Genomic DNA, 13,123 nt, shown 5'->3' with positions numbered 1-13,123 from the left:
CTACAAGCCGACAGGTCGCAAACCCGGAAGACGCACGGATTACATGAACGATCCGGCGGTCATTGCGCGACGTGAGAAGGCCCTGTTGCGGCAGCAAGCTGCCGAGTGAATGACCGATCGGATCGTCTTAAAGCTAAAGTCGAAGAGGAGCGTCTCAACCGCCCCCTCCCTTCCCTTGCAACCCGGCTCAGCCGGTCCGGTCGGGGGCTTGCCTCAGCGCAAGTGGACATGTCGAGTGTCGCATTTCTACATGGCCGAAGACGCGCCCAAAGTGACATTTCTATTTTGCACAAAGGCGGACATTCCAACTTCCCCGCCACAATGTGTAGAGGGGTTGTAGGAGGAACGGAAGCGCCACTCTCCCGCGGTAAGCGGCACGGTGCCCACTGATCTCTGCACCGTGCGCAACTTGAAATCTATCTGCGCTCAACATCATTGCGTCGTGCTTGATATCAAACCGTCGGTGGCAGACCAAAGGCCGAAAACAGGCTCGCGGCCAGCGGCGGTGCATAGAGAACGATTTCGCGGACCTGCCCGCCACCTGCCAGGACATGCAGGGAATGTGGCAGATAATGCGCATCGTTGCGGCGCGTATAGACGGCTGCCGCCTGCTGCCCGTTGGCGATGACCGGGATGGCGCGGAAACCGTCATAGCGCGGCCAGACGCCCGTCATGAAGCGCGCCACCTCGTCGCGGCCGAGGAACGTGCGATGCCAAGGCGGCATGGTTAGGACTATATCCCTATGCAACAGGCCGATCAGCGCGGCGACATCGCCCGCGTTCCACGCGTTGACGTAGGCTTCTATCGGGACGTCACCCGATGCCACCACGCCTTTCAGTGGTAGCGCGATCCGCGCCCGCTGCAAGGCGCTTCGCGCGGCGGCTACGCTGATGCCGAGCGCGGCCGCCGCCTCCGATGCAGTCATGCCCACGCCATCGTGCAGCAGCAGCAGGGCTCGGCCGCGCGGCGGCAGCCCGTGCAGCAGCGACACGAAGGCCAACCGGATGTCTTGCCCGCGCTCAGGGCCGGACGGCGGAACTCCACCCGGCCATGGTTCGACCCACGGCTCCGTCCCCGGCTCGACCTCATCGAGGCTGGGACCGAACAGGGTCTGCCGGCGCCGACGCGTGCGAAGGGCGTCGAGGCAGACGCGCGTAGCGATGCTGTAAAGCCACGACCGCCCGGCCCCACCGTCGCGCAGGCTGGCGAATTCGCGCCAGCCACGCAGAAGGGTCTCCTGCACACAGTCCTCGGCATCCTGCACGCCACCCATCATACGATAGCAATGGCGCTTCAGCTCGCCGTGCATGGCGTCGGCCAAGGCGGAAAAGGCGCTTGATGCGTCGGGCGTGCCGAAAGGATCGGGAACTGCGATCGAAATCTCCATCCGCATCAGTTTAGCGCCGCCACGCCATCCGGGGAAACGATAAAATTGCCGCCGGCAGGCGCCTCTCCGATCAGGTTGAGCACTGCGTCTGCAACCTGCTGGGGCGTTTGTCCCTTCCCCATGACCTCGAGGAACGCGGCTTCGCTGGTGCCGTTATAGGCGGCATAGCCTTTTACTCCTGCCGCTCCGATGTCTGTCTGCGGCATGAGGCGCGCAGGGGCCAGCGAGAGGAACCGCAGATTAAGGCCAGCGCGATCGGCCGCCTTCTGGGCATAGCCGGTCATGAAGATCTGCATCTGCTTGGCGCCGGCATAACCACCGGAAATCGGCGACCCCTGGCGCACGGCACCGCTGGTGATCGTGACGACGGTCGCAGCTGGCGGCAGGGATCGCTTCAACGCCGCCTGCAAAAAATGGAAGCTCATGCGCACATCGTTGTTCCAATTGCCGCTGAACTCCTCCCAGTCGATCTCCGGGAACGGGCGGCATGGCGGCATGGCGCCGCCGCACAGGATCAGGATGCGCGGCACCTGAACGGCGAACACGCGCTGCGGCGCATCATCAGCGGAGGCGTCGCACGCCAGTACTGCCACGCCCGGAAGGTCGCGCGCCAAGGCGCCGAGGTCGGCCTGCCCTCGCGCCACGACCAGCACCTGTGCGCCGAGACGATGGAAAGTTTCGGCCAGGACGCGGCCGAGACCGCGGCTGGCGCCGATGAGGGTAACCGGGGTATTGGACAAATTGATCATCGCGGGCTCCTTTGTGATAGCGACGTGGAGTAGGACGTCCCGGCGCCCGGCGATGCATCGCGCCAGCCGAAATTATTCTTGACGCGTGGACTTTATCCTTGAGCCGGCGGGTGCGGCGACATGGTTTGATCGAACGGACACAATCCATGCCCTCCCTTTCAACCGGAATTTCGCCGAATAGACTTTTGACTCTTGAATGACGCACCGGAATCGGCGAACTGTGAAGGACACCGATTTTTCTGCGATCCGACCCGAGTTGCGGGTCCGCTTCGTTCAAATATTGCTTGGAAATCACCGTGAGCAGCGATTCATCCAGAAACGCGGCGAGGCAATCGGCTTCGTTGGCGCACGTGACCGCGGCAGGCTGGGGTCGCGGCCTTTCAACCATCGTTCGCATCACTCACATGACCTGGCGTCATCCCTGGCAAACGAGCCTTGCGATCGGGTCGACTCTCATAGCTGCAACGTTGCAGCTGATGATCCCGCGGATGCTCGGCCGGGCGGTCGACCAGACGCAGACGGCATTTGCCGGAGGTGCTGCGGGCCAGGTGGCCGAGAGCGCTCTTTGGACGACGGCCATCACCCTTCTCTTTATCAGCGTCCTGCGCGGCCTCTTCACGATGGTGCAGAACTATTTCAGCGAATCGGTCGGCCATCACATGGGCTACGAGCTGCGGCTTGCCTGCTATGAGAAGATCCAGCAGCTCAGTTTCAGCTTTCACGACAGCATCCATTCCGGCGATCTCATCACCATCGGCCTCCTCGATCTCGAAGGCGTGCGCATGTACTTCTCGACGGCGCTGGTTCGGATGATATTGCTGACGATCCTGATCGGTATCGGCGCATATATGCTGCTGTCGACTGACGTCGTTCTCGGCTTGCTGGCGCTCAGCTTCGTGCCTTTTGTTGCCTGGCGATCCTCTATGACGCAGCTGCGACTGCGTGCCACCTGGCTTGAACTTCAGGAGCGGCTTTCGGTGCTGACCCGCGTCATGGAAGAAAATCTCGGTGGCATTCGCGTCGTCAGGGCTTTTGCGGCCCAGGCCCACGAAGTCCTGAAATTCGAGCGGGCCTCGCAGAGTGCGCTGGAGCTGTCACACCGGCGCGTGGGCATTCGGGTAATAAACACCAGCGCGATGACCCTCTCCTTCTTCGCCGCCATGGGGCTGGTTCTATGGGTTGGCGGCAACAAGGTGATTGCCGGCGAGATTACGGTCGGCACCCTCGCCTCGTTCCTGACTTTCATGACGATCCTGCAGATGCCGGTTCGCCAGCTCGGGCTGATGGTCAACGCCTTTGCCCGCGCCTCGACCTGCGGGTCGCGGCTGTTCGGATTGCTCGATCTCGACATCGCAATCAAGGACGCGCCAGATGCCCAGCCGTTGAAAGTCTCGAATGGCACTTTGCGCTTTGAGGACGTGACTTTCGCCTATCCCGGCGCGGAAAATCGATCGGTGCTAAAACGTATAAGCTTCGAGGCTCGCCGTGGCGAAACGATCGGTTTCGTCGGGCCACCCGGCAGCGGCAAATCAACCATCGCCCATCTCATCCCACGCTTCTATGACGCCACGTCAGGGCGCATCACGATGGACGGGCAGGATATCGGCAAGGTGACGCTCAAGTCGCTGCGGCATGCGGTGGCGGTCGTGCAGCAGGATTCGTTCCTGTTCACGACGACCATTGAGAACAACATCGCCTATGGCGACCCGTGGGCCAAGGAGCCTCGCATCGAGCGGGCGGCGGAATCTGCCCAGCTCCACAACTACGTGCTCGGCCTGCCGATGGGCTACACGACAGTCGTCGGCGAGCGCGGCGTCTCCCTTTCCGGCGGCCAGCGGCAGCGGCTTTCGATTGCCCGAACTCTGATGCTGAAACCGGCCGTGATGATCTTCGACGACTCCACGGCGGCGATCGACGCGGCAACCGAGCAGCGCATCCGCAGCGCCATGCGGCGCTATGCCCGGGATCGCGTCACAATCGTCGTTGCCCATCGTCTGAGCTCGCTGATGCATGCAGACCAGATATTGTTCGTTGAGGACGGCGAGATCGTCGAACGCGGGACACATGAGGCGCTGCTTGCCGCCGGCGGTCGTTACAAGGCGCTTTACGACCTGCAGGTCAGGCCCGGCGACGATATCCCGGCCAAGAGACGGGAGGCACTGTGATGGCGGAGGAAATCGAGACCGAACGCAACGATGTTCGCGAAGATGGCCGCCGCCCTCCTCGTGCCGTCGTCGGATCGCATCGCGTCGAAGAGGAAGTTTTCGGCAAGGTGTTCGATACAAACGTCCTCAAGCGCATCTCGCATTTCATACGCCCGTATCGCCGCCAGATGTATATCGCCGTCGTCGCAGTCCTGCTGTTTACCGCCTCGCAGATCATCATTCCGCTATTGATCCGCTATGCGATCGACCATGGCATGGCCCCCGGCGGAATCGACCACTCTGCCCTCACCTTCGCGATCGTCGGATTTGGCATCACCATCCTTGTCAATTACGGCGCGAGTTACGTGCAGGAAACCGTCGTCGGCAATGTCGCCGAGGAAGTGCTCTTCGATATCCGCAAGGCGATGTTCGTCCATCTGCAGCGCGTCTCGCTGTCGTTCATGGACAAGACCGAAGTCGGCCGGCTGATGTCGCGGCTGCAGGGCGACGTCAATTCGATGCAGGAGTTCCTTGAAACATCCGTGTTGTCGGTCGGCGACATCGCGCTCCTGTTCGGCATTGTCGTGGTCATGCTCTGGCTGGATGTGCGGCTCGGCCTGCTGACCTTGTCGGTCATGCCGATCCTCTTCGTTGTCCGGCTGTTCTGGCTGCCGCGGGCACGGACCGCATTCATGGCCGCGCATGAGACCAATTCGATCACAAGCGGTGCGCTGGCAGAGGCGATCCACGGTGTGCGAGCCGTTCAGGGCATGGACCGGCAGAGCGTCAATTTTACGCTGTTTGACGACAAGGCCCACGCAAATCTTCGCGCTCACCTGACAGCTGCGAAATATGCGCAGGTAATGGTGCCGATCGTCGATACTCTCACCGGTCTTGCAATGGCGGTCGTCATCGTCATCGGCGGGTCCCGGGTGCTCGACCAGCGGCTCGACGTCGGCGTCATGGTCGCGTTCCTGTTCTATATCCAGCGCTTCTTCGACCCGATCCGTTCGCTGACGATGCAGTATTCGGTGATGCAGCGCGCCATGGCGTCCGGTCAACGGCTCACCGATGTTCTGGATGTGCCAATTGATGTGAAGGACGCCGTCGGCGCCAAGGTCCTTGGCTCCGATATGGATGGCTCGGTCGAATTGCGCGACGTGGTCTTCGGCTACAATCCGAAGCATCCCGTCCTGAAGCATGTGAGCTTCCGGGTCAATCCGGGCGAGACCGTTGCGCTTATCGGGCCGACTGGCTCGGGCAAATCGAGCTCGATGGCGCTCATCCACCGCTTCTATGACGTGCAACACGGCCAGGTGCTCGTAGGCGGCCACGATGTGCGCGACCTAACGCAGGATTCGCTTGGCCGACAGATCGCTATGGTCCTTCAGGAGCCATTTCTGTTTACCGGAACCGTTCTCGAGAATATTCGCTACAACAAGGCGGATGCCACGCGCGACGATGTGATCGATGCGGCAAAGGCCGTCGGTGCGCACGAGTTCATCATGTGTCTATCAGAGGGATATGAGACCGTTCTCGGCGAGCGCGGCGGCGGCCTCTCGATCGGACAGCGCCAGCTTGTCAGCTTCGCCCGCGCGCTTGTTGCCGACGCCAAGATCCTCGTGCTCGACGAAGCGACGGCCAACATCGACAGCTACACAGAAATGCTCATTCAGAAAGCGCTGGTGAAGCTGCTTGAAAACCGCACCGGGCTCGTCATCGCTCATCGCCTTGCCACCATTCGCGAGGCCGACCGGATCATCGTGCTTCAAAATGGCCAGGTGGTGGAGAGCGGCAATCACGCGGCGCTGATGGCCAATGGCAAGCTTTATTCAAAGCTCTACAATCTGAACTACTCCTCGTTCGACGACATTCCTGACGACGAGCTGGGCGCATCCACCACTTCAGAATCGCGGACGTAGCCGCTTTGGTTGCCTGAGTTTCTCCTCAGAGACCAGATTCGCATCCATGCGTAATATCATGAATATTAGCCATTTTCCGCCCCAGTTGCTCGAAGGCTACAGGCATCACATTTTCGTTTCCCGAAGTGACTTGTATAATGCTAGTAACTGATGCTATTCCGTGAGCCATGCAACGCACCAGCTTCAGTACCTTGCAATGCCCTGCCGCCCGCGCGCTTGAAAGCGTCGGCGATTGGTGGAGCATATTGATCCTTCGGGACGCCTTCCAGGGACTGACGCGGTTCGACGAATTTCAAAAGAGCCTCGGGATCGCTCCGAATATCCTGACGCGTCGCTTGAAACATCTGACGAGCGAAGGCTTGTTCGAGCGGCGCTGCTATCAGCAGCGTCCGCCGCGTTACGAATATGTGCTGACCGCCAAGGGTCGCGACTTCTTTCCCGTTCTGATGTCTCTGTTTTATTGGGGACTGCGGCACATTCCGACGGAGGAGGTCGCCATGCTGCTCGGCGATTCCAATTCCGGCAAGGAGCGAAGAGTTGCTGTCACGGATGTTTTGACCGGCGAAGCGCTGACACCCGAAAACACAACCTTACTTGCCGGGCCTGCGGCCAATGACGCCGTGCGCGAACGGATCGCGCATATGCGGGCCTGGTATATGGGCATCGATGCCTGATCGCAAAGGAGGATGACATGGATCGCATTGTGGTAACCGGAATGGGCGTCGTGTCGCCCCTCGGCGTCGGCGTAAACGCAAGTTGGAAGCGGCTCATCGAAGGTCGATCCGGGCTGCGTCTGCTGCCGGAAGAGGTCGTCGGCGATCTCGCTGCAAAGGTTGGCGGCATTGTTCCGGACATTGCCGAAGACGCTGAGGCCGGCTTTGATGTCGACCGCTTCGTTCCCGTCAAGGACCAGAAGAAGATGGACCGGTTCATCCTCTTTGCGATGGCAGCGGCAGAGGAAGCGATCAAACAATCGGGATGGGCCCCAACCGAAGCCCGCGATCTGGAACGGACGGCGACCGTCATTGCCTCCGGCATCGGTGGGTTCCCTGCCATTGCCGAGGCGGTGCGGACCGTCGAAACCCGAGGCCCGCGCAGGCTTTCGCCCTTCATCGTGCCCTCCTTCCTCGTCAATCTCGCCGCCGGACAAGTGAGCATCCGCCACGGCTACAAGGGCCCGCTCGGCGCGCCGGTCACTGCATGTGCCGCAAGCGTCCAGGCAATCGGCGACGCGGCGAGGCTGATCCGATCCGGCGAGGCCGATGTGGCGATCTGCGGCGGCGCCGAGGCCTGCATCGACAAGGTCAGCCTTGGCGGCTTTGCCGCTGCCCGCGCGCTTTCGACCGGCTTTAGCAATCGCCCCGAGGAGGCGTCCCGCCCCTTCGACGCCGAACGCGACGGCTTCGTCATGGGTGAAGGTGCGGGAATGCTCGTCATCGAGACCTTGGAACATGCGCTTGCCCGCGGAGCGGCGCCACTGGCCGAACTGGTCGGCTATGGCACCGCCGCCGACGCATACCATATGACGGCCGGTCCGGAGGATGGCGACGGCGCGCGCCGCGCCATGCAGGCAGCACTGGCGCAAGCAGGCATCTCGCCGGGCGAGGTGCAGCATCTCAACGCCCATGCAACATCGACGCCGGTCGGGGATCGTGGCGAGATGGAGGCGATCAAGACCGTGTTCGGCCGCGAACGTGGTATCGCGGTCAGCGCCACCAAGTCCGCAACAGGGCATCTGCTCGGTGCCGCAGGCGGTCTGGAGGCTGTGTTCACCATCATGGCATTGCGAGACCAGATCGCGCCGCCGAGCCGCAATCTGCTCGAACCGGACGCGGCTTCGGAAGGCATCGATCTCGTCGGTGCGGAGGCGCGACCAATGGCGATGGAATATGCGATTTCCAACGGGTTCGGCTTCGGCGGAGTGAATGCCAGCGCGCTCTTCAGACGTTGGCGTTGAGCCGAGGGCTTAATCCCTTCCCAAGCGGGAAAAGCGCGCTATCCTCTATCTGTTTTCGAGGGTTCTAACATGCGTGCTTTCTCCGCCGCTCTTATCGCCTGCCTGGCATTACTGGCTTCCCTCTTGTCTGTTCAGGCTGAGGACCCGTTGCAGGCGACCCAGGCGACAATCCAGAAGCAGATACAGGCATTTCTGCATGACGATGCGGACGCGGCCTATTCATTTGCCGCTCCGGGGATCAAGGCGCTGTTTCCGGACAAGGAGGCCTTCTTTGCCATGGTGAAGAAGAGCTACGAGCCGGTCTATCATCCTGGCAATTACGCCTTCGGCCGCAGCAAGTCGATCGATGACGGCGCCACGATCTACCAGGAAGTGCTGATTACCGGCAGCGACGGCAAGGATTGGTCGGCGATATACCAGGTCACGCGGCAGCCGGACGGCAGCTACAAGATCAACGGCGTCCAGATCGTTCCCAACGCTGCAAGTCAGGGCATCTGAAGATCATTTGATCGTCAGACGGGTTCGAGGTCGCCCCGTGCCCAAGTCACCTGTGTTTCTGCCATGAAATCCGCAAAGCGCTCCTCGGCGATGGCCTTGCGGATGCCCTGCATCAATTCCTGATAGTATGCCAGATTGTGCCACGACAGCAGCATGCCGCCGAGCGCTTCGTTGGAGCGGACCAGATGGTGCAGATAGGCGCGGGAATAGTCGCGCGAGGCCGGGCAGTTGGACTGATCGTCCAATGGCCGCATGTCTTCCGCGTGGCGCGCATTGCGAATATTAACTTTGCCGCGTCGTGTGAAAGCGAGGCCATGGCGACCCGAGCGGGTCGGCATCACGCAGTCGAACATGTCTATGCCGCGGGCAACCGATTTCAGAATATCGTCCGGCGTGCCGACGCCCATCAGATAGCGCGGGCGGTCTGAGGGCAGTGCCGGCAGGGTTATATCAAGCATCTTCAGCATGACATCCTGCGGCTCGCCGACGGCAAGGCCGCCGACCGCGTAACCCTTGAGATCAAGCTGCGTCAGCGCCTCGGCAGAACGCACGCGCAAATCCGGCATATCGCCGCCCTGGACGATGCCGAACATCGCCTTGCCGGGCTGGTTTCCGAATGCGACCTTGCAGCGCTCCGCCCAGCGCAACGACATCTCCATTGCGCGCTCGATTTCCTTGCGTTCAGCCGGCAGTGCCACGCATTCGTCGAGCTGCATCTGGATGTCGGAGCCCAGCATCCCCTGGATTTCGATGGAGCGCTCTGGCGACATGTGGTGCAGGCTGCCATCCACATGCGACTTGAAGGTCACGCCCTTTTCGTCAAGCTTCCGCAACCCGGAAAGCGACATGACCTGAAAGCCACCGGAATCCGTGAGGATCGGCCACGGCCAGCGGATCAGCTCATGCAAACCGCCAAGGCGTGCAACGCGCTCCGGCCCCGGGCGCAGCATCAAGTGATAGGTATTGCCGAGAATGATATCGGCGCCCGTCTCGCGGACCTGATCGAGGTACATGGCCTTCACGGTGCCGACCGTGCCGACCGGCATAAAGGCCGGAGTACGGATCGAGCCGCGCGGCATGGTGACTTCGCCGAGACGTGCCCCGCTGTCGGTCTTTTTCAAATTGAACTGGAACGTCTCGCTCATCTGGTCTGTCCTGGAAAAAGAGCCTGTCGAAACAGGAGGCTGGCATCGCCGTAGGAATAAAACCGATAGCCGGTTTCTATCGCATGTTGATAGGCCCTGTGCATGGTCTCAAAGCCCGCAAAGGCCGATACCAGCATGAACAAGGTCGATCGCGGCAGGTGGAAGTTCGTCATCAGCACGTCCACCGCCTTGAAGCGATATCCGGGAGTGATGAAGATGCCTGTCGGGCCGGACCATGCCTTGATGCGGCCCTCGTCTGACGCGGCACTCTCGATCAGGCGAAGCGAGGTGGTACCGACGCAGACGATGCGCCCGCCCCTCGCCTTGACGGCATTGAGGCTGGCGGCCGCGTCGGCGCTGACATGGCCGATCTCGAGATGCATCTTGTGGTCGTCGGTATCGTCGGCCTTGACGGGCAGAAAGGTGCCGGCGCCAACATGCAGCGTGACGAAATGTCTTTCGACCCCCAACCTATCAAGTTGTTCGAACAATCCGGGGGTGAAATGCAGGCCGGCCGTGGGCGCTGCTACCGCGCCCTCTTCGCGGGCATAGATTGTCTGGTAGTCAGCACGGTCGCGCTCGTCTTCCGGCCGCTTGGCAGCGATATAGGGCGGCAGAGGGATATGACCGACCGCGGCGATCGCCTCGTCTAGCGAGGGTCCCGAAAGATCGAAATGCAGCGTGATTTCGCCGGCGTCGCCTTTTTCTTCCACAGTCGCGTCGAGCGCGCTGAGCATGCACGCCGTCTCACTATGGCCGAATTGAATGCGGTCGCCGATCTTGATGCGTTTGCCCGGTTTGGCGAAAGCTTTCCAACGGTCGGGGGCAACGCGCATGTGAAGCGTTGCCGAGACCTGCTGGCCCGGTGCTCCGTCCCTGTGCCTGCTGCCTTCGAGCTGCGCCGGGATCACGCGCGTGTCGTTGAAGACGACGGCGTCGCCGGGTCTGAGGAAGGAAGGAAGGTCCTGAACCTTGTAATCGCTGAGTTCAGGGATCGCGTTTGGATCGACCACCAGCAGGCGTGCGCTATCGCGCGGCTCGGCAGGGCGCAGCGCAATAAGCTCGTCGGGCAAGTCGAAATCGAAAAGGTCAACACGCATTCGGTAATCTCAAACAAAGCGAAACCCGCCCCCGCGCGGAAAGCACGAAGGGCGGGCTTGAGAGGGCAGTAAAGATCAGACGTCGGCGGCAACCCGCATGGTGACGATCGAATCCGGATCCTTGACGGGCTCGCCCTTCTTGATCTTGTCGACGTTATCCATGCCTTCGATGACTTGGCCCCAAACGCTGTACTGCTTGTTCAGCCAAGGTGAATCGGCAAAGCAGATGAAGAACTGCGAATTGGCCGAATTCGGGTTCTGCGAGCGCGCCATAGAGCACGTGCCGCGGCTGTGGGTCGTGGCGGAGAATTCCGCCTTCAGGTCCGGCTTGGAAGAGCCGCCCATGCCAGCACGAGCCGGGTTGAAGTGCTCGCCACCCTGCTTGCCATACTGAACGTCGCCGGTCTGCGCCATGAAATCGTTGATGACGCGATGGAAAACCACACCATCATAGGCCTTCTCGCGAGCGAGTTCCTTGATTCGGGCAACATGCTCTGGTGCTACCTGCGGCAGCATCTGGATGACGACCTTGCCCTTGGTGGTCTCGAGGATGATGGTGTTTTCGGGGTCCTTGATCTCGGCCATTGTTCTTCTCCTATTTTGAAACTTATTTCTTGCCCAGGGTGACCTTGATCATCCGGTCAGGACTTTTGACTGAGCCGCTTTCGCCCTCGCCGCGCTTGATCTTGTCGACCAGTTCCATGCCGGAAACGACCTTGCCGACCACCGTGTACTGGCCATTCAGGAAGGCGCCGTCGCCGAACATGATGAAGAACTGCGAATTCGCCGAATTCGGGTCCTGTGAGCGGGCCATTCCGACGGTGCCACGCGTAAAGGGGACCTTGGAGAACTCAGCCGGAAGGTCCGGAAGGTCCGAACCGCCCATGCCCGCCTGGTTAGCGTCATAGCCTTTGTTGAGGTTGCCGAATTTCACGTCGCCGGTCTGGGCCATGAAGCCTTCGATGACACGGTGGAAGGCAACGTTATCGTAGGCGCCCTTGGCGATCAGCGTCTTGATCTGTGCAACATGCTTCGGCGCGACTTCAGGCATCAGCTGGATCACAACCAGGCCATCCTTCAACTGGATGGTGATGTCATTGTCGTCGGCTGCAGCAAAGGCGCCGCCGGCAAAGGCTGCAAGGCAAAGAAGCCCTGCAAACGCGATATGAATGAATTTCATGGGATGCTCCATTTAGAAAGATCGTTTTTGGCGTTTGATTTGCCGTAACATTGTCCGAAAAACGGGATCATGCGTCAGGCCTTCGATTTGGCCTTCAGGGCTTCAAGGACGGCAGCGGGCACGAAGGCGCTTATATCGCCGCCCATCGAAGCGATCTGCCGCACCAATGTGGCTGTTATTGGCCGCGACGCGGTGCCTGCGGGCAGAAACAGGGTCTGGATATCGGGCGCCATCTGTCGGTTCATGCCGGCCATCTGCATTTCGTAGTCGAGGTCGGTTCCGTCCCTCAGGCCGCGAACGAGCAGGGTCGCGTTGTGGGCGCGGGCAGCGTCAACCACGAGATTGTCGAACGCGACAACAGAAATACTGTCGATCTTACGCGGCAAGGCGGAAGCGAGCGACTGGCGGATCAATTCCGCCCTCTCCTCAAAGGAGAACAACGGCGTCTTGCCCGGGTGAACACCAATCGCAACGATGACCGTCGACGCGATATTCAACGCCTGGACGAGAACATCCAGATGTCCGTTTGTCATCGGGTCGAAGGATCCGGGATAAAAGGCTGTCGTCATGCGCTACCGGCCGGGTTGTTTGGACGCCTTTTGTCACGGATGTGGCCGGCTCGCAAGTTATTTGCTGCCGTCCGGGGCCAGGTGCTGAACCGCGGATGAACGCCTCATTCAAGGCGCCTTCAACTTCACGGTGCTCTATTGGGGCAACGCAAGCCAAGCCATCCGGCTAGATGTGGACCCACCGATTGGAAATCCGGCAATGCTCGTCCTTGTTCTCGCTACCGCCATCATCGGGTCCTTTGCTCTGGAGATGATCCTTCACGAAGTCTCCAAGCACTACGAGATCGAGTGGATCTCATTCCCCCGGCCGCCGGAGCCGGACCTTGCGAAAGACGTTGTCGCGCGGCTTCGCGACGCGCAGAGAAACCTGAACGCCAGATGAACGAGCCATTCAAGGTCGCTTCAGGGTGGCGTTGGTAAACATCGGTTGAACATCCGGCGGAACCAATCTTTTTCGGATGCGTTATCAGA

Annotated in this window: 13 protein-coding genes; 6 read left to right on the top strand and 7 right to left on the bottom strand. The window is 60.8% G+C overall.

Translation table 11 applies throughout. From position 1 onward, the window contains the following. Positions 1-452 precede the first annotated feature (452 nt). Positions 453-1,394, bottom strand: coding sequence for an RNA polymerase subunit sigma-70 (locus AB4Z52_RS11735; RefSeq protein ID WP_442218084.1), 942 nt, complete (start codon positions 1,392-1,394; stop codon positions 453-455). Then, entirely contained in the window at positions 1,394-2,137 is a 744-nt protein-coding gene (locus tag AB4Z52_RS11730; RefSeq protein ID WP_442218083.1) for an SDR family NAD(P)-dependent oxidoreductase, read from the bottom strand. The genes AB4Z52_RS11735 and AB4Z52_RS11730 overlap by 1 nt, the downstream gene beginning before the upstream one ends. A 296-nt stretch (positions 2,138-2,433) precedes the next feature. On the opposite strand from AB4Z52_RS11730, the gene AB4Z52_RS11725 reads away from it, so the two are divergent. The 5 genes from AB4Z52_RS11725 (at position 2,434) to AB4Z52_RS11705 (ending at position 8,658) form a co-directional block, all read left to right on the top strand. Continuing rightward, positions 2,434-4,302 carry an ABC transporter ATP-binding protein gene (locus AB4Z52_RS11725; RefSeq protein ID WP_442218082.1) on the top strand — a complete coding sequence of 623 codons (1,869 nt, stop codon included), beginning with the start codon at positions 2,434-2,436 and terminating at the stop codon, positions 4,300-4,302. Beyond that, positions 4,302-6,203, top strand: a complete 1,902-nt coding sequence (locus AB4Z52_RS11720) for an ABC transporter ATP-binding protein (RefSeq protein ID WP_442218081.1) — start codon at positions 4,302-4,304, stop codon at positions 6,201-6,203. The genes AB4Z52_RS11725 and AB4Z52_RS11720 overlap by 1 nt, the downstream gene beginning before the upstream one ends. Positions 6,204-6,370: 167 nt before the next feature. Beyond that, complete coding sequence (locus AB4Z52_RS11715) at positions 6,371-6,877, top strand: winged helix-turn-helix transcriptional regulator (RefSeq protein ID WP_442218080.1); 507 nt, start codon at positions 6,371-6,373, stop codon at positions 6,875-6,877. A 17-nt stretch (positions 6,878-6,894) separates the two neighbouring features. Continuing rightward, complete coding sequence (fabF, locus tag AB4Z52_RS11710) at positions 6,895-8,160, top strand: beta-ketoacyl-ACP synthase II (RefSeq protein WP_442218079.1); 1,266 nt, start codon at positions 6,895-6,897, stop codon at positions 8,158-8,160. Between the two features lie 69 nt (positions 8,161-8,229). Continuing rightward, positions 8,230-8,658 (top strand): DUF4864 domain-containing protein, encoded by a 429-nt coding sequence (locus tag AB4Z52_RS11705; protein WP_442218078.1) that lies wholly within the window; start codon positions 8,230-8,232, stop codon positions 8,656-8,658. 14 nt (positions 8,659-8,672) lie between these two features. Here AB4Z52_RS11705 and tgt read toward each other — a convergent pair whose 3' ends face one another. From tgt to coaD, 5 genes are all read right to left on the bottom strand, one after another. Continuing rightward, positions 8,673-9,803, bottom strand: coding sequence for a tRNA guanosine(34) transglycosylase Tgt (tgt, locus tag AB4Z52_RS11700; protein ID WP_442218077.1), 1,131 nt, complete (start codon positions 9,801-9,803; stop codon positions 8,673-8,675). Further along, a complete protein-coding gene (gene queA, locus AB4Z52_RS11695) occupies positions 9,800-10,903 on the bottom strand; it encodes a tRNA preQ1(34) S-adenosylmethionine ribosyltransferase-isomerase QueA (protein ID WP_442218076.1) in 1,104 nt (367 codons plus the stop codon). Before queA ends, tgt begins: the two co-directional genes overlap by 4 nt. A 75-nt stretch (positions 10,904-10,978) precedes the next feature. Beyond that, positions 10,979-11,488, bottom strand: coding sequence for a peptidylprolyl isomerase (locus AB4Z52_RS11690; protein ID WP_442218075.1), 510 nt, complete (start codon positions 11,486-11,488; stop codon positions 10,979-10,981). A gap of 22 nt (positions 11,489-11,510) precedes the next feature. Continuing rightward, the gene (locus AB4Z52_RS11685) at positions 11,511-12,083 is read right to left on the bottom strand and encodes a peptidylprolyl isomerase (RefSeq protein WP_442218074.1); all 573 of its coding nucleotides are present in this window, start codon (positions 12,081-12,083) and stop codon (positions 11,511-11,513) included. 74 nt (positions 12,084-12,157) lie between these two features. Further along, a complete protein-coding gene (gene coaD / locus AB4Z52_RS11680; protein ID WP_442218073.1) occupies positions 12,158-12,652 on the bottom strand; it encodes a pantetheine-phosphate adenylyltransferase in 495 nt (164 codons plus the stop codon). Positions 12,653-12,851: 199 nt separating this feature from the next. Between coaD and AB4Z52_RS11675 the strand changes: the two genes are divergently transcribed. Then, positions 12,852-13,034: a hypothetical protein gene (locus tag AB4Z52_RS11675; protein ID WP_442218072.1), complete on the top strand. Its 183-nt coding sequence runs from the start codon at positions 12,852-12,854 to the stop codon at positions 13,032-13,034. The last annotated feature ends 89 nt before the right edge of the window (positions 13,035-13,123 follow it).

Origin of the sequence: Rhizobium sp. 2YAF20 (assembly GCF_052114685.1) — a bacterium.
Classification (GTDB): Bacteria; Pseudomonadota; Alphaproteobacteria; order Rhizobiales; family Rhizobiaceae; genus Rhizobium.
Note: the sequence above shows the minus strand (reverse complement) of the source record. Positions and strands in the feature narration are given on the sequence as shown.

Coding starts and splice junctions, on each gene's coding strand:
- AB4Z52_RS11730 (WP_442218083.1), bottom strand. CDS start 2,137: ATGATCAATTTGTCCAATACCCCGGTTACCCTCATCGGCGCCAGCCGC.
- coaD (WP_442218073.1), bottom strand. CDS start 12,652: ATGACGACAGCCTTTTATCCCGGATCCTTCGACCCGATGACAAACGGA.
- AB4Z52_RS11705 (WP_442218078.1), top strand. CDS start 8,230: ATGCGTGCTTTCTCCGCCGCTCTTATCGCCTGCCTGGCATTACTGGCT.
- AB4Z52_RS11690 (WP_442218075.1), bottom strand. CDS start 11,488: ATGGCCGAGATCAAGGACCCCGAAAACACCATCATCCTCGAGACCACC.
- AB4Z52_RS11735 (WP_442218084.1), bottom strand. CDS start 1,394: ATGCGGATGGAGATTTCGATCGCAGTTCCCGATCCTTTCGGCACGCCC.
- tgt (WP_442218077.1), bottom strand. CDS start 9,803: ATGAGCGAGACGTTCCAGTTCAATTTGAAAAAGACCGACAGCGGGGCA.
- queA (WP_442218076.1), bottom strand. CDS start 10,903: ATGCGTGTTGACCTTTTCGATTTCGACTTGCCCGACGAGCTTATTGCG.
- AB4Z52_RS11685 (WP_442218074.1), bottom strand. CDS start 12,083: ATGAAATTCATTCATATCGCGTTTGCAGGGCTTCTTTGCCTTGCAGCC.
- AB4Z52_RS11675 (WP_442218072.1), top strand. CDS start 12,852: ATGCTCGTCCTTGTTCTCGCTACCGCCATCATCGGGTCCTTTGCTCTG.
- fabF (WP_442218079.1), top strand. CDS start 6,895: ATGGATCGCATTGTGGTAACCGGAATGGGCGTCGTGTCGCCCCTCGGC.
- AB4Z52_RS11720 (WP_442218081.1), top strand. CDS start 4,302: ATGGCGGAGGAAATCGAGACCGAACGCAACGATGTTCGCGAAGATGGC.
- AB4Z52_RS11715 (WP_442218080.1), top strand. CDS start 6,371: ATGCAACGCACCAGCTTCAGTACCTTGCAATGCCCTGCCGCCCGCGCG.